Origin of the sequence: Pseudomonas anatoliensis (genome assembly GCF_017976235.1) — a bacterium.
Classification (GTDB): domain Bacteria; phylum Pseudomonadota; class Gammaproteobacteria; order Pseudomonadales; family Pseudomonadaceae; genus Aquipseudomonas; species Aquipseudomonas anatoliensis.
This window is the reverse complement of sequence record NZ_JACVHC010000001.1, coordinates 144,991-161,505: the sequence shown is the minus strand read 5'-3', so window position 1 is coordinate 161,505 and position 16,515 is coordinate 144,991. Positions and strand designations below refer to the sequence as shown.

General features: G+C 60.5%; 10 protein-coding genes. 5 read left to right on the top strand and 5 right to left on the bottom strand.

Annotated features, from left to right (window positions below; translation table 11 throughout):
- Positions 1 to 83 precede the first annotated feature (83 nt).
- The 4 genes from queD to codA all read left to right on the top strand — a co-directional run bounded on the left by queD (position 84) and on the right by codA (position 4,222).
- Positions 84 to 440, top strand: coding sequence for a 6-carboxytetrahydropterin synthase QueD (gene queD / locus ICA16_RS00725; RefSeq protein ID WP_007915588.1), 357 nt, complete (start codon positions 84 to 86; stop codon positions 438 to 440).
- Between the two features lie 199 nt (positions 441 to 639).
- On the top strand, positions 640 to 1,452 hold the full coding sequence (locus ICA16_RS00720) for an alpha/beta fold hydrolase (protein WP_210699680.1): 813 nt from the start codon (positions 640 to 642) through the stop codon (positions 1,450 to 1,452).
- Positions 1,453 to 1,688: 236 nt separating this feature from the next.
- Complete coding sequence (codB, locus tag ICA16_RS00715; RefSeq protein ID WP_150605327.1) at positions 1,689 to 2,960, top strand: cytosine permease; 1,272 nt, start codon at positions 1,689 to 1,691, stop codon at positions 2,958 to 2,960.
- A gap of 14 nt (positions 2,961 to 2,974) precedes the next feature.
- The gene (gene codA, locus ICA16_RS00710) at positions 2,975 to 4,222 is read left to right on the top strand and encodes a cytosine deaminase (protein WP_210553141.1); all 1,248 of its coding nucleotides are present in this window, start codon (positions 2,975 to 2,977) and stop codon (positions 4,220 to 4,222) included.
- Positions 4,223 to 4,378: 156 nt separating this feature from the next.
- Here the strand turns inward: codA and ICA16_RS00705 are convergent, their stop codons facing one another.
- Positions 4,379 to 5,359 carry a diaminopimelate epimerase gene (locus tag ICA16_RS00705; protein ID WP_210699679.1) on the bottom strand — a complete coding sequence of 327 codons (981 nt, stop codon included), beginning with the start codon at positions 5,357 to 5,359 and terminating at the stop codon, positions 4,379 to 4,381.
- Between the two features lie 295 nt (positions 5,360 to 5,654).
- On the opposite strand from ICA16_RS00705, the gene ICA16_RS00700 reads away from it, so the two are divergent.
- Positions 5,655 to 6,806 carry an MFS transporter gene (locus ICA16_RS00700; protein WP_150605330.1) on the top strand — a complete coding sequence of 384 codons (1,152 nt, stop codon included), beginning with the start codon at positions 5,655 to 5,657 and terminating at the stop codon, positions 6,804 to 6,806.
- Positions 6,807 to 7,760: 954 nt separating this feature from the next.
- Here the strand turns inward: ICA16_RS00700 and ICA16_RS00695 are convergent.
- The 4 genes from ICA16_RS00695 to ICA16_RS00680 all read right to left on the bottom strand — a co-directional run bounded on the left by ICA16_RS00695 (position 7,761) and on the right by ICA16_RS00680 (position 16,456).
- Positions 7,761 to 10,187 carry a TonB-dependent siderophore receptor gene (locus ICA16_RS00695; RefSeq protein WP_210699678.1) on the bottom strand — a complete coding sequence of 809 codons (2,427 nt, stop codon included), beginning with the start codon at positions 10,185 to 10,187 and terminating at the stop codon, positions 7,761 to 7,763.
- 98 nt (positions 10,188 to 10,285) lie between these two features.
- Positions 10,286 to 11,269 (bottom strand): FecR family protein, encoded by a 984-nt coding sequence (locus tag ICA16_RS00690; protein WP_210699677.1) that lies wholly within the window; start codon positions 11,267 to 11,269, stop codon positions 10,286 to 10,288.
- A gap of 40 nt (positions 11,270 to 11,309) precedes the next feature.
- The gene (locus ICA16_RS00685; protein WP_210699676.1) at positions 11,310 to 11,801 is read right to left on the bottom strand and encodes a sigma-70 family RNA polymerase sigma factor; all 492 of its coding nucleotides are present in this window, start codon (positions 11,799 to 11,801) and stop codon (positions 11,310 to 11,312) included.
- A 185-nt stretch (positions 11,802 to 11,986) separates the two neighbouring features.
- Complete coding sequence (locus tag ICA16_RS00680; RefSeq protein ID WP_210699675.1) at positions 11,987 to 16,456, bottom strand: hemagglutinin repeat-containing protein; 4,470 nt, start codon at positions 16,454 to 16,456, stop codon at positions 11,987 to 11,989.
- Between the last annotated feature and the right edge of the window lie 59 nt (positions 16,457 to 16,515).

Sequence of the window (16,515 nt, the reverse complement as noted above, 5' to 3'; positions counted from 1 at the left end):
AGCACGGCCAAACACAAGCTGATAAACTCCCGGCCTGCCCGAATCGCTGCGGCGAACGCCATCTGAACAGAGCTGAAAACACTGTGGAAATCTTCAAGGAATTTACATTCGAATCCGCCCACCGCCTGCCGCACGTCCCGGACGGCCACAAGTGCGGGCGTCTGCATGGCCACTCGTTCAAAGTGGCGCTTCACCTCAGCGGTGACCTCGATCCGCACACCGGCTGGATCCGCGACTTCTCCGAGATCAAGGCGATTTTCAAGCCTCTGTACGAGCGTCTGGATCACAACTACCTGAACGATATTCCCGGTCTGGAAAACCCGACCAGCGAAGTGTTGGCCAAATTCATCTGGAATGAAATGAAGCCACTGCTGCCGGAACTCAGCGCGATCCGCATCCACGAGACCTGCACCAGCGGTTGCATTTATCGCGGCGAATGATCCAACACAGATCCCCCTGTAGGAGCTGCCGCAGGCTGCGACCTTTTGACTTTGATTGTTAGAACCAGGATCAAAAGATCGCAGCCTGCGGCAGCTCCTACAGGGGATTTGTGTTTATTCAGGGAAATAGGGAACAGCCGCCCCGGCTGTTTTTTTACGCCTATGCTTCTTGGCTCAAACCCGCCAAGAGGACAAGCCCATGACGGACTGGCTGCTCGATCAGGTCTTTGATTTCCATGGCCGACAGGTACGTCATGCCGTGCGCGGCGACGGCCCGCCGCTGGTGTTTGTGCATGGCACGCCCTTCTCTTCCTACGTGTGGCACCGCATTGCGCCGCATTTTTTCGCCACGCACCGGGTGCACTATTTCGATTTGCTCGGCTACGGGCGCTCCGAGCAACCTGATGCGGATGTGTCCCTCGGCATACAAAACCAACTCCTCGCGCAATTGCTTGAGCACTGGAATATCCAACGTCCCGACGTGGTCGCCCATGACTTCGGCGGCGCCACCGCGTTGCGCACGCATCTGCTCGATGGCAAGGACTACCGCAGCCTGACGCTGATCGATCCGGTGGCGCTGACGCCCTGGGGTTCGCCGTTTGTGCAGCATGTGCGCCTGCATGAAGCAGCCTTCAGCGGACTGCCCGATTACATTCAGCGCGCCATCGTCCCGACCTATATTCGCGGGGCGATTCACCGCGAGATTCCCGATGATGAATTGGCGCCCTACGTGCAGCCCTGGCTCGGCGATCCAGGCCAAGCGGCGTTCTATCGGCAGATTGCGCAGATGGATGAGCGCTATACCCGTGAAGCCGAAAATCAGTACCCGAACATCCGTTGCCCGGTGCAGATTCTCTGGGGTGAAGAGGATCAGTGGATTCCCATCGAACGTGGTCGAGCGTTACACAACATGATCCCGGGATCACAATTCCACCCAATCCCCAACGCCGGCCACCTCGTCCAGGAAGACGCTCCGGAAGCCATCGTCGTCGCCCTGCTGCGATTTCTCTGAGCCCAGTAATTCCCCTGTAGGAGCTGCCGAAGGCTGCGATCTTTTGCCCTTGATCCCCAAAAACAAGATCAAAAGATCGCAGCCTTCGGCAGCTCCTACATAGGGCTTCGGTTTCGTCAGGTGCACTGCTTTCGAGCCGAAAATTCCTGACTCGTCTATACATAACCGCGCCAACCGCGATTGGCACGACCACTGCAACCCTCCCCGCGTCTTCCTCTTTCAGCAAGGACCGCCCCATGACGCAAAACGATTCCGGCAACGATTACCCCCTCAGCGAAGTCCCCCTGCATGCGCGCAAAGGCCTGGCCTCCACGGCGATGGTGTTGCTGGGTTTTACCTTCTTCACCGCGACCATGTTTGCCGGCGGCAAGCTCGGTGTGGCGTTCGGTTTCGCCGAATTGATGGCGGTGATCATCGTCGGCAATCTGCTGCTCGGTTTGTATGCGGCAGGCCTGGGTTACATCGCTTTCAAAAGCGGCCTCAACTCGGTATTGATGGGGCGCTTCTGCTTTGGTGAAGTCGGCAGCAAGCTCAGCGACCTGATCCTCGGTTTCACCCAGATCGGCTGGTACGCCTGGGGCACGGCGACGGCGGCGGTGGTGATCGGCAAGTATTTCAACCTCGATGAGGCCACGGTCCTCGGGTTGATGGTGCTGTTCGGTCTGATGTTCTGCGCCACTGCCTACGTCGGTTATCGCGGGCTGGAGATTCTGTCGTACATCGCTGTGCCGGCAATGATGTTGCTGCTGATACTGTCGATGTGGGTGGCGACGGTGAAAGTCGGCGGTTTCGAGGGATTGCTGAGCGTTGTGCCCAGTGGTTCGCTGGACTGGTCGACCGCCATCACCCTGGTGTTCGGCACCTTCGTCAGCGGCGCGACGCAGGCGACCAATTGGACGCGCTTCTCGCGTTCGGCAAAAGTTGCAGTACTGGCGAGCCTGATCGGGTTCTTCATCGGCAACGGCCTGATGGTGCTGATCGGTGCCTACGGCGCCATCGTCTATCAGCAACCGGACGTGGTTGAAGTGTTGCTGTTGCAAGGTTTCGCCATGGCCGCGATGGCGATGTTGCTGCTGAACATCTGGAGCACCCAGGACAACACCATCTACAACTTCGCCGTCGCCGGTTGCAACCTGCTGCGCACCGGGCGGCGCAAGACCGTGACGTTGGCTGGCGCGGTGATCGGTACCCTGCTCGCCCTGCTGGGCATGTACGACATGCTGGTGCCGTACCTGATCCTGCTCGGCACGGTGATCCCACCGATTGGCGGCGTGATCATGGCCGACTTCTTCTACCGCTGGCGCGGGCGCTATCCGCGTCTGGCCGACGCACGGCTGCCGGCCTTCAACTGGCCGGGCCTCGGGGCCTACGGGGTCGGTACCGTCGCGGCGTTCAGCTCGCCATGGGTCGCGCCGCTGGTAGGGATCGCTGCTGCCGCGCTAACGTATGTCATCTTCACCGCAATACTCGGCGCCCGCAGCGCCAGCGCGCCACTTCAAGACTTATAAGAAGGATTTGCCTGATGCACATCATCAACGCCCGACTGCGCAACCAGGAAGGTTTGCACGAATTGCACCTTGAAGACGGGCTGATACGCAGCATCGCCCGCCAGACCGAAGCCCCGACCCTGGGCCCCGAAGACCTTGACGCCGGCGGCAATCTGGTAGTGCCGCCCTTCGTCGAGCCACACATACACCTCGACGCGACCCTCACCGCTGGCGAGCCGCGCTGGAACATGAGCGGCACGCTGTTCGAAGGCATCGAATGCTGGGGCGAACGCAAGGTCACCATCACCGAAGAAGACACCAAGATCCGCGCAAAAAAAACCATTCAGACGCTAGCGGCTCACGGCATCCAGCATGTGCGCACCCACGTCGACGTCACCGACCCGCAGCTCACCGCACTCAAAGCCATGCTCGAAGTGCGCGAAGAAAGTCGACACCTGATCGACCTGCAAATCGTCGCGTTTCCGCAGGAAGGCATCGAGTCGTTCCGCAATGGTCGAGAGCTGATGGAAGAAGCCATCCGCATGGGCGCGGACGTGGTCGGCGGGATCCCGCATTTCGAGTACACCCGCGATCAAGGTGTGAGTTCGGTGAAGTTCCTGATGGACCTGGCCGAGCGCACCGGATGCTTGGTCGACGTACACTGCGACGAAACCGATGACCCGCATTCACGCTTCCTCGAAGTGCTCGCCGAAGAAGCCCGCAGCCGTGACATGGGGTCGTTGGTCACCGCCAGCCACACCACGGCGATGGGCTCTTACGACAACGCCTACTGCGCAAAACTGTTCCGCCTGCTCGGCCATTCCGGGATCAGTTTTGTCTCGTGCCCGACCGAGAGCATTCACCTGCAAGGGCGTTTCGACAACTTCCCGAAACGCCGTGGCGTGACCCGCGTGAATGAGCTGCTCGAAGCCGGAATGAACGTGTGTTTCGGCCAGGATTCGATCGTCGATCCGTGGTATCCACTGGGCAACGGCAACATCCTCCGCGTGCTTGAAGCCGGCTTGCACATCTGCCACATGCTCGGTTACCGCAACCTGCAAAGTGCGCTGGATCTGGTGACGGACAACAGCGCCAAAGCGATGAATCTGGGCGAGCGTTATGGCCTGGAACAGGGGCGACCGGCAAACCTGCTGATCCTCTCGGCGGACAGCGATTACGAAGTCATCCGCAGTCAGGGCTTGCCGCTGTATTCGATTCGCGGCGGTGAGGTGTTGATGAAGCGGCAGATGCCGGTGGTGGAGTTCAGCAGCAATCTGAGCTGACAACGCTCCCTGTAGGAGCTGCCGCAGGCTGCGATCTTTTGACGTTGATTGTAAAAAACAAGATCAAAAGATCGCAGCCTTCGGCAGCTCCTACAGGGGTTTGCGCTGAACGCGCCAATGTGAGGCTCTGGCTTGCCAGCGATGGCAGTTTCGGATTCAGCGTATCAATCGCGCCGTACCAAACAATCTGACGCCGACCAATTCCCCTTGTTCTTCCTCAAGCAAAATCGGCGCCGTGCCACCGGGCATCACCACGTGAACTTGCCCAGCCGCGACCCAACCGACCCGCCACGCTGCACACGCCACCGCACTGGCGCTGGTACCCGAGGAAGCGGTCGGCCCTTCGCCGCGTTCGAACACCCGGGCGACGATCCGCTGCCCGGACTCGCGCACCGCCCATTGCAGATTTACACCCGCCGGGCACGGCTCGCCAGCGCCGGTCGGCATGGCGTAGGCGATTCGGGTCAAGCCTTCGCTCAGCGGTGATTCGCGCATTTGCTCGTTACTCGGCAATGCGCCAGCGTCTGTCAGTAACGTCACACAATGCGGATTGCCGATGCGCACGAACTGGCTGTGGTGCCACGCCGGATCGAGTTGCGCCAAGGGCTGCAGATGGCTTACGGCACATCCATAGAACTCGCTGCTTCCAACGTTCAGCGCCCCAACCGCATCCGCGCCGAATCCGGGTTTGCCCAGATCGAGCCAGAAACCTTGCACACCTTCGACTTCCGCCGGTTTTACCGAAGTCTCCAGCGCATCACCCTTGTCGTGATGGACGCTTAATAGCGCCCCTTGTTCCGGCATCAACCCTTGTTCGGTCAGGGCTTGCGAGAATATCGTCAAGCCATTGCCACTGCGCTCGGCGAGAGTGCCGTCGGTGTTGACGATCAGTACGTCAAACGGCGGCGAGTTCTGGAACGGGCCGATCAGCAAGCCGTCGCTGCGGTGGGATTTACTGTTCGGCGGGCGCTGACCTTCGGGCCAGTCACAGCACAGCGCGATGGCCGCCTCACTCCATGCCTTGCGCGATGACGCACAATCGGTCGCATTCGCTGGCAAATCAATCCCCGCTTCACGCAATACTTCAGGCGCGACCACCCCGTAGATATTGCCCCGCGCATCGTAGAACTGCGTCATCACCTGTCCTTGTATTCCCGTTATCGAGAATCTCACTCTAAACCACGATCTCCTGTAGGAGCATTCGAGTGAAACGAGGCTGCGATCTTTTGATTCTGATCTTCAAAATCAAGATCAGAAGATCGCAGCGTGCCGCAGCTCCTACATGGGTACGGTGCTGGGTCGAACAAATCGCGATGTGTGGTGTTCGGCACAGGTTAGGATGTCGACTAAACGGCTCCGAGTACCTGTGATCGAACCTCGACGCTCAATCACTGTCCCTCGGGGACGCGATGTATTTTTGCCAAGGATCGATATGACCAGCCTCAACCCCCAAGACACGTTCGTCCCCGGACGCTTGCAACAGATGTCCACGCGCATCGCTTTTTTCATCGCCGGCCTCGGTATTGCCGCGTGGGCACCACTGGTGCCGTACGCCAAGGCGCGCGCCGGGCTCAATGAGGGCACGCTGGGATTGTTGCTGTTGTGCCTCGGGGTCGGTTCGATTCTGGCGATGCCATTGGCGGGGATTCTCGCCACGCGGTTCGGTTGCCGACGCGTGGCCACCGGCGGCACGTTGCTGATCTGCGCGGCGTTGCCGTTGCTGGCCACGGTGTCTTCGGTTCCGGCGCTGATCGCCACGCTGTTCATGTTCGGCGCCGGGCTGGGCACGGTGGATTCGACGGTGAACCTGCAAGCGGTGATCGTCGAGCGCGCCAGCGGCAAGAACATGATGTCGGGTTTTCACGGCTTGTTCAGCCTCGGCGGTATTGTCGGCGCGGCGGGCGTCAGCGCCCTGCTCGGCCTCGGTCTGTCGCCGCTGGGTGCGATGCTGGTAGTGGTTGCGGTGCTGATCGGCGCATTGTTCAAATGCGTCCCGCACATGTTGCCGTATGGCAGCGAAAGCTCCGGCCCGGCATTCGCGGTGCCTCACGGCATCGTGCTGTTTATCGGCGGGATGTGCTTCATCGTGTTCCTCACCGAAGGCGCGGCGCTGGACTGGAGTGCAGTGTTCCTCGCTCAGGAACGCGGGATCGACACGGCGTATGCGGGTTTGGGTTACGCGGCATTTGCCCTGACCATGACCGCCGGCCGCTTGATGGGTGACCGGATTGTGCGCAGTGTCGGGGCGACGCGGATCATTCTGTTTGGTGGTTTGTTGGCGGCGGCAGGCTTGTTCCTGGCGACGTTCGCGCCAAGCTGGCAACTCGCTCTGGTCGGTTATGCGCTGGTCGGTGCCGGTTGTTCGAACATTGTGCCGGTGCTGTACACGGCGGTGGGCAAGCAGACGGTGATGCCGGAAAGCATTGCCGTGCCGGCGATCACTACGTTGGGTTATGCGGGGATTCTGGCGGGGCCGGCGGTGATTGGGTTTGTCGCGCATGCCAGCAGTTTGAGTTTTGCGTTTGGGTTGATGGCGGTGTTGTTGGTGGCGGTGGCGATTGGTGGGAAGGTGTTGAAGGTCTGAACCGAGTGCACCTGCCAGATCCCGAACTGTGTGGGGGTTGCTGAAGGCTGCGGTCTTTTGATTTTGTTTTTTGGGGGTTGTGGGGTTTGGGGGCATATCCGTTGCTGCGGGTGCTGCCGCTGGCGGTTTCGCCCTTACGGCGAGTCACCTTTTCCAAACGCCGAAAAGGTAACCCAAAAGGCTTTGCCCCGGCGTACGGCACTTCGCTTAGGCTCAGTGTTCCCTCGCTACGGTGTCCATCCGGGGGCAGTCGCCTGCGGTTTGCTTCGCTGCACCTCCTCTCGATGTATGCGGCTACGCCGCACGGCGCTGCGCGCCTAACCCCCGGATGAACACCTTCGCTCGGCCTGCCGAAGGGGCAGAAGATCAAAAACCCAAGCCAAAGCCAAAGCCAAAGCCAAGCAGATCAAAAGATCGCAGCCTTCGGCAGCTCCTACAGGTGAGTTGATTACATCTGCCTGAGATTGGTCGGCTGTCAGGCCGCCTTCGCGAGCAGGCTCGCTCCCACAATGGGATCGAGTACACCCGCCAGAGCCTGGTCGGCTGGCTGGCCGCTATCGCTGGCAAGCCAGCTCCCACAATTTTGATTTGCGAACACCCCATGCGGCGAAGTCCGCCCCACTCAACACAATGAGCGTTAGCTCGAGTGCAGCTCTTGATCTTGATCTGGAAGCCCGTCGGCAGGCTGAGTGGAGGGATTGATCCGGGGGTGGGAGCGCAGCGACCGTTTGGCGCAGCCAAACACATCGAGAGGAGGTGCAGCGCAGCAAACCGGAGGCGATGCCCCCGGATCAATTCCGCAGCGAAGGAACCCGAGCCACAGCGAGGGCCGAACGTCAGGGCAAAGCCTTTTTGGTTACTTTTTCGGCGTCTGGAAAAAGTGACCCGCCGTAAGGGCGGAACCCTAAGTAGCCATCACCGCAGCAACGGATATTCACCCAATCAACCAATCAATCAAAACCCCAAACTAGCCTGCACAAAAAACGTCCGCGGCGCCCCCACATACATCCCCGAATTGTTATCACTGGAACGCGTGAAATACTGCTTGTCGAAGACGTTCTTCACCCCGGCGCCCAGCTTCAGATTCGACACCTGCGGCCCGAAGTCATAACCACCGCGCACGTTCCAGGTCACATAACCCGGAATATCACCGTACTGCCCATCCGCCGTGCCGTCAGTGATGTAGTTACCGTTAAAACTACCATCGGCATTCACACCAGTACCCGGCGAACGCTGTTTCGACTGGGCAAAACCGTCGAGATTGTAGGTCCAGCGATTAACCTCATAGCGCAAACCAACCGTCGCCACCTGACGCGAATAGAACGGCAGATCACGCCCCTTGAACCCCGGAATCTCACCTTCATAGGTCGCACGGGTATACGTAAAACCGGCATTCGCGGTCAGACCATCAAGGCGCGGGTCCAATGCCGCCATGTCGTAGTGCACCGACGCTTCAATGCCCTGGTGCTTGGTCGCACCGAGGTTGGTCCAGCCCACGTCGTTGCTGATGTATTGCAGTTCGTCGTCGAAGTCGATGTAGAACAGCGTCACTTCCCCGCCCCACACGTCATCGTTGTAACGCGTGCCGATCTCGTAGGTCTTGGCCTTTTCCGGTTGCAGACCGTTGGCGGTGCTATCGCCCGAGCCGCCCTGCCCCAGCTGGAAATATTGCAGGCTGCCGAACGAGGTTTCGTAGTTGGCAAACAGCTTCCACGCATCCGACAGGTGATACATCACGCTCAGTGCCGGCAGCGGTTCATTGCTTTCGATGCTGCGGTTTTTCTCTGGCACCGGTCTGCCGGCCGTGTCGAGCACGGCGCGATCGTGCCAATCCGTGCTGATGTGTTCGAAGCGAATGCCCGGCGTGATGGTCCAGTTGCCGACGTCGATTTTGTTGTCGATGTAAACCGAGTTGGCCTCGGTGCCGCCGGTACGATCCTGGAACACGTGGCCGTCGGAAGTCGGCGTGACGACAGGCTGGTTGTTGACCAGCGCCAGTCGGCTCGACTGCTCGTGCATCGCCTCTTTCAGATAGCGATAACCGACGCTGACTTCCTGGGTGGTCGGGCCGACGTCGAACACGCGCGACACACGCGGTTCGATGCCCAAGGTGTAATAAGAGCGTGGATACGAACTGAGGGTTTTCTGGTCGCGAGCGGCGATGGTGCTGCCACGGAAACTGTCGGTGTAGTAGGTCAGCACTTCAGCCTGGGTGCGCTCGTCGATCTGGCGAATCCACTTGAACGACACGTCCTTGCGCCGACCGCTGAAGCTGTCGTAATCACGCACCGAATCGTAAGGATTGTCGTCGTACTGCTTCTGCGTAAGGCCGCCGGGCATGTCGGCGCTGGCGTCGTAGTAATGGAAATTGAGACTGAAATCGTCCTGATCGGTCGGCGCCCAGTGCGTCTTCAGGATCACGTCGTCAATGTCGTTGCCGTTGTTGCGCTCGCGGTAGCCGTGGCCGTTGACGCCCGAGTACAACAGCGCCACGCCCATGCCGTTGTCGGCGGTGCCGCCGAGGAACGCCGTGTCGATGTGCTTCCAGCCACCATACTGAGTGGTTTCCAGCGTGGTGCCGATCTCGCCAGTGGTTTTTTCCGGGATCGCGCGGGTGACGAAGTTGATTACGCCGCCGACGTTTTGCGGCCCGTAACGCACTGAACCGGCGCCGCGTACCACGTCGATGCTGTCGAGGTTGCCCGAGGAGATCGGCGCCATCGACAGTTGTGGTTGACCGTACGGCGCGAACGCTGCCGGTATGCCGTCGATCAGCACGGTGGAGCGTGGCGACAGACGCGACGTCAGACCGCGCACGCCAACGTTCAGGGCAATGTCGCTGCCGCCGGTGCCGTTGGAGTCTTGCACCTGTACGCCAGGCACGCGTTTGAGCACGTCGCTGACGTTCATTGCGCCCTGCTCGACCATCGCTTCGCGGCGAATCACCGTGCGCGCGCCGGGGTGGTTTTGCACCACGGCCGCATTCGCGTCGCCGAGCCAGTCGCCGACCACTTTAATATCGGTCACGCCCAGTTCCAGCGGGCCGCCAGGGGCAGCGGAAGTCGCGGCGGGCGACAGCGTCACCGAGCCTTCGTTGATCTGATAATCCAGACCGCTGCCCTGCAGCAATTGGCGCAGCGCGTGCTCTGGCGAGAGATCACCGTCGACTGCCGGGGCTTGTTTGCCGGCGACCAGGTCCGGGCTGAAAAACACTTGCAGCGAGGTTTGCTGGCCCAGTTCACTCAAGGCCTGACCCAGCGGCTGCGCGCGAATATGAATAGCTTCAGCCGCGAACGCCAAAGGCACGGCAGCATTGACCGCCAGCGCGAGGGCCAGCGGCAACCAAGGGGATTTTTTGTTATTGGCAATGGTGGTTTTCACGTCGAACGTAGTCCTGTGGATCGCAAGAGTGTGCGGCTGTTAATGCAAACCAGTTGCAGTTGAACAGGAAGACGATGAACTCGAAAAAAACCTGAATGTTATTTTGAAATTATTTCCTGACTGCCATCCGCAAGGGTGCGAATGGCCACCGGCAGAATGTTCGGCAAGGCCTTGAGCAAGGCGTCGGTGTTGTCGGATTTGAACACGCTGGTGAGGCGCAGATTGGCCACGCCGGGGTTGCTGACAGTCAGCGGTTTCTCGCGATAACGCGACACTTCAGCGGCCACTTCGCTGAGGCGGGCGTTGTTGAACACCAGTTTGCCGCCGCGCCACGCCGTCAGCTCCGCTGGATTGACGGCGTAGGCTGCCGCCACTTTGCCTTGCGCATCGACGTGGGTGCCGAGGCCGGCGGTCAGGTTGATAAATTCGTTATCCGGCGCATCGTGTCCCTGCACTTTCACTGTGCCCTGCTCCACCGCCACCCGTGTCTGCGTGACGTCGCGGCGCACATCGAAGCGCGTACCGGTGACCGTGACCTTGCCGCTGCCGGCCTCGACTACGAACGGTCGCGAGGCGTCGTGCTCGACGCTGAACATCGCCTCGCCTTCACTCAACTCGATGAGCCGGCGATCCTTTTCATAATGCACCTGCAAGCGACTGCGGCTGTTGAGGTCGATCACCGAGCCGTCCGGCAATGCCACATGCTTGCGCTCACCGAGCACGGTAGAAAACTCGGCGCTGTAGCTTCCGGGGTGATTGAGGCCGCTGAACAGTCCCAATCCAAGCGCCACCGCCAGCACACTGGCTGCCACCGCATAACGCAGCAGCGGACGTCGCTCACGGCGCGCCGGTGGGGTTTCAGCGAGGGCTTTGAGGCGTGGCGCCGGCAGCAGGTCAGCCGCCGTCCACAGCCCTTGCAGCAGTTGAAATTCATCGCGGTGTTGCGGATGTTGATTCAGCCAGGCGTCGAAGCGCTGCTGCTCGTCGGCACTCACGGCCGGCTCCTGCAAACGCACAAACCAGCGAGCCGCGTCATCGCGCACCGTCGTTTGCCCGCACGCGCAATCACGAGTATCCATCATGGAATGTCCTGTTTGGCCGGGGATGAAAAGCTGCAGCGGCTCATGACTGCAACCCGTCCAGTCGATCACGCAGATGCCGCAGGGTGCGGATCATATACTTTTCGACCATGTTCTTGGACAGCCCCAGGCGTTCTGCGATTTCCGCCTGGGTCAGGCCTTCGATCTTCTGCCAGACAAAAATCTTCCGGCAATTGGCCGGCAGTTCCGCGAGCGCTCGTTCGATGGAGTCAGCCAACTGGATCGCATGCATGTAATGCTCCGGGTCGCCGGATGACGACGCACTGTGATCGATCGCCTCCGACTCCATGGCGCCGCGCCGATCCTCCCGCCGATAGCCATCGACCGCGATATTGCGCGCGGTCTGGTGCAAATACGCCCGGGGTTGCTGCACCTCTGCCGAATCGGACTCAAGCACCCGCACAAAGGTGTCGTGCGCCAGATCCTCGGCCTGCGCGCGATTGCGCAGACGACGAGTCCAGGTGCCGATCAACTCTTCGTAATGCTCGAAAAAGCCGGGTCTGCGGGGACGCATGGGGGTATGGATGTTGTGCTGAGGAAAGGAGCGCGAATAGTAATGGTTACTATTAAGACCGGCAAATCATTCCGATCATAAGCAAATCCCCTGTAGGAGCTGCGGCACGCTGCGATCTTTTGATCCTGGTTTTCCAAGAGCAAAAGATCGCAGCCTGCGGCAGCTCCTACACGGGAGTATGGGGATCAGCCTTTTTCGTCGATTCCGGCCTGCAGGGTTTGGGTATCGAGATGCCCGCTCAGGGTGATCGGGCCGACTTTGAGGTTGCCGTTTTCAAGGGAAACCTTTGGAGCGTTTTCCTCTGTTTTTTGTGGCAGATCGAGGCCAGCCTTGATGCCGTAATCGTGGTTGTTCAGATCGGTGCTGCTGACCTTCGAACCACCCAGCCCCACCGTGCCTTCACTCGCCGAAATCCGAGCGCCGGTCAGTTGTGTCGCGCCGCCCACATTCAGCTTTACACCTTGACTGGCGCTGATGCCGGACGCCTGCGCGACGCTGTCCTTGTGCGCGTATTCTCCCTGCGCTTTCAGCGTCGGTTTGTAGTCGGTGCCGGCGAGTTTCTCCTTGTCGTTCGGTGGGTTCTTCTTGGCGGTCAGGCCCAGATCCACGTCAACCTTGGCGCTTGTCTTCGAGTCTTGACGGCTGTCGACTGCCAGATCACCTGCGACATTCCCGCTGACCGTCTTCGCATCGATTTGCGCACCTGCCAGATGGGCATCACCCGCGCTGTTCAATACCACGCTGTCAGCCTTGATCTGGCTGTTCTGCTGCGTGGTGCCCTGCAGGTAATCCACGCCAACCTTGGCGCCGGCATTGAAACCGTGGTCGCTGCTGGCCTTCTCTTCGGCTGCTGTCGGCTTTTTGCTGCTCAGATTACCGCCGGCATTCAGCGCGACGTTCCAGTTGTTACGGCTTTCAGTGGACTGTGCCGACTCCTGAACGTAGCCGCCCTTCTGTGCATCGACGTTGACGTTTGGTGCACTGACTTGCGTGCCTTGCAGATGAACAGCGTCACCGCTCAGGGCGATCCCGCTCTGGCTGGTGAGTTGGCCACCGGTCAGCGTTTGTGAGTGCTCATTGACCCGACCAATGTTGAAATTGCCACTGAGATTGCCGCCCTGATCGCGGCTCTTCTCGCTGCTGGATTTGCTGCCGCCGCCCTTCAAACCGCCGCCGAGATTGCTGCCGGTGGCAGTGTGAGTGTTGGTCGCCGCTTGCAGATCGAGTTTGCCGTCAGCATGCAGATCGATGGCGCCAGCGCTGTCGATCGTCGTGCCTTGCTGGACCTGATTGCCGCCGCTGCTCAGTTGTACCGGGCCGTTGCCGGTGATGCTTGCGACGTGGGCCTGAGTGTCAGTGGTCTGCTTGGTGCTGTGATCGAGCTGGAAACCGGCGCCAAGATCGACGTTGGTGCCGTCGGTTCCTGGCAAGGTGCCAACCGTCAGCGAACCATTGCCGCGCAGACTGGCGTCACTGCTGTTCTGGCGATCGTTGGCCTGATTCAGCGCAAGATCGCCGCCGGTTTTGACGCTGACGCCGCCCTGCCCGCCGTCGAAACGGCTGCCTTCGAACTGTGCGTCGCCACCGACCTTGATGTTCACACCCTGGCTACCGGCATAAGCGCCGACTACCGCCGTGGAACTGTCCTTGCTCGACTGGCTGCTGCCACCCGCGCCGCTACCGGCGACATTCACGTCTTCGCCGGTTTTGGTGTAGACCCGCACGTCAACCTTGGCATCCACCGAACTGTCGGTGCTGGTGTGGGTATTGCTCGCGGCATCGGCGACCAGTTTGTCGGCGCTGATGTTCACTTGGCCAGCGCTGGCGTTGTACTGCGTGCCTTGGTCGTGCAGGGTTCCAGCGACGTTCACGTTGACAGTGCCGCCGTCAAAACGACTGACTACAGCGTTGCTGTTTTGCTCGGTTTTTTCGCCGCTGCCGTGACCGACCGCGACGTCGATACCGACGTTCGGCTGACCGAGATTGGCCAGTGCATCCTTGTCCGGCACCTTGGCGTTCAGCACATCTTTAACCGCACCAGCGATAGGCCGGGCGATGTCTTTGTACTCGACGTTGGCGCCGATGTCCGCCGACCAGTTGCTCTGGTTGTGAGTGCTGCTTTCGGTGTTGCTGGCCGCGCGGTTATCGACTTCGTTGGCCGCGATGTTCAGACCGTTGCCAGCCTTCACTTGCGCGCCTTCGGTGGCGAGCTTGTCGGCGTTGATCGTCAGGCCGCCGCTGCTCTGCACGCTGGTGGTTTGCGCAGTGGTTTTGCTGCTGGTGTCTTGCGAAGTGCTGTGGGCGAAATCAACGCCGCTACCGGCGCGGTCAAGGCCGCCGGTGTAATAGAAACCGCCGCCGGTGCTGGACGTGTCGGTGGTAGTTTTGTGGCTGTCCTGTTCGGCCAGCAACGACACGTTTTTACCGCTCAACGTCGTATCGCCAGCGGTGGATTTAACGTCCGCGCCCTTGAGAGTCACGTCACCGCCCGCCTTCACTTGTACGCTGCCGCCGCTGAGGCTCGAACTTTGCTGCGTGACGTCGTTGCGGGTCACGGTTTGTTGCTTGTCTTCGTAATGAATGCCGGCGCGATATTGCTCCGGTGTTTGCTCTTTGGCGTAGGCGTCGAAGCCACGGGTTTCAGTCGTGGTGCTGCTGTCGTGGCTGTTCTGCGCAGAATGCACGTTCACATCCCCCGCCGCGTCCGCCGTCAGCGCGCCGCCCGCCTTGACGGTCGAGCCGGCCACTTCGATGTCCTTGGCGCCTTTGAGCTTGAGGTTGCTGTCGGACACCAGTTCGCTGCGCACCGTGGTGCTGTCCTTGGCGTTCTGGCGCGACTCGTCTTTGCTGATGCCGAAGAACTTGCTGTCCTTGTCATGATTGTTGCTGTGCGAGGTGTCCTGCACGCCGTCGACGATCAGCGAACCCTTGTCGCTGATCACGCTCGCGTCGGTGCCGCCACGGACCTGGCTGCCGCTGATACGGACGTCGTCAGCCTTGACGATCAATTTGCCCGCCGCATTGACCTTGCTGCCCTGATGCTGGGTCTGGCCCTTGTCGGCATCACCGGTTTTGCCAAAGAAACCACCGCCAACCAGATCGCCGGAATAGTGATTATCGTTGCTGCGACTGGTTCGTGTGGCCGTGGTGATTTCTACTTGTTTGCCGGCCAGTTGCAGGTCGCCCGAGCTGTTCAACTCGGCGCCTTCGGAACGCAACAGCGCTGCGGTTTGCAGGGCGATGTTGCCAGCCTTCAACTGGCTGGTGACACTGCGCTGCTCTTCGCTGCTGGTGTTCCAGTTGGCTTTCCACAAGTGTTTGCGGTGATTGCCCTGATCGGTCTGGGTGTGGCTTTCGGTGGCGGCGGTCAGACGCAGGTCACCGCCACTTTGCACGCTGAGATTGTTCGCCGCTTCGACTTTTGCAGCGTGCAGTTGAGTGTCTTTGCCGGAGGACAATGTCGCGTCGCGGCTGGCAATGATCTGGCTGCCGTGCTGACGCGACTCGCTGTCGGTTTGGCTACGGTCGTAGGTTTCCCACGTGATGCCGATGGTGCTGTTACTCCAGTTTTCGCGCTTTTCCTGGAGCTTGCGGCTTTCTACCGTGCTCAGGGTCAGGTTGCGCTTGGCATCGACGCTAACGTCACGGCCACTGACATCGGTGGCGGCCAAGGTCAGGTCCTTGCCGCTGTGCAGACCGACATCGCCCTGGCTGCTGCGGATGCCGGCGCGCGTCACCTCGAGACTGTTCGCCACGGCATCGCCGCTGACACTGAGGTCACCGGCAGAACGAATTTGCACGCCATCGCGCCCGGCCACTTGTACAGCGCCCACTCGCACGCCAGCGCCTTCAGCGGTGCTGACGATATTGATGCGTCCGGCTTGCATCGCCCCGAACAGGCTGGCGTCGATGCGTTGATCGGTGGTGTTGCCTGCCGGGTCCACAGCCTTCACCTGGCCGCTGGCGTAATCGACCTGATTGCGGCCGACGGTGAGGTTCAATTGGTCGCGGGCATTGAGCGCGCCCTGGCTGTCGATACGCGGGGCGATCAGGTTGATCGAGCCCTCGCCGTTACGCAGGCCGCCGCTTTGAATCTGCAACTGGCCGCTGGCGTCACGGGTGCTCAGGGCTTGCAGTTTGCCGTCGTTCAACTCCGGGCGACCGACAACCAGGTTGGCGTTCGGCGTGTTGATGAAACTGCCGCCATTCACCGAAATGCCGTTGGGGTTGGCCAGCACATAATCGGCGGCGCGACCGAAGATTTCCTGTGCGCCGTTGATGGCCGACGGGTTGCGGCTGATCACTTCGTTGAGGATCACGCTCGCCGCTTGCCCTTGCAGTTGCGGGTTGGCTGCCAGTTGCCCGGCGAGTTGCGATTGCCCGGCCTGCAAGGCGTTGTTCAGCACCAAACCCTGGCGGTCGACGTTGTAGTCGAGGAACTGGTTGTGCGACAGGCCCGAGCCGTTGGGCGCGACGATATTGACGATGGGCACACCGCCCTGAGTCTGCAATTGCGCCGTGCCGCCCGGTCCGGGAGCGACGACTACACCACCGGCCAAAGCGCTCGGCAGGTGCACGGCGAAGAACAGGCTGGCGATCGCCCAGCGCAATTTGCCCCGTGGGGAAAGATGAAATGCAAAGGTATGTGCTGGCATAAAAACGTCTCCATGTAAGTACGGCATCACGTCGCGCGTTTTGGTGTTGGCCGTGGCTG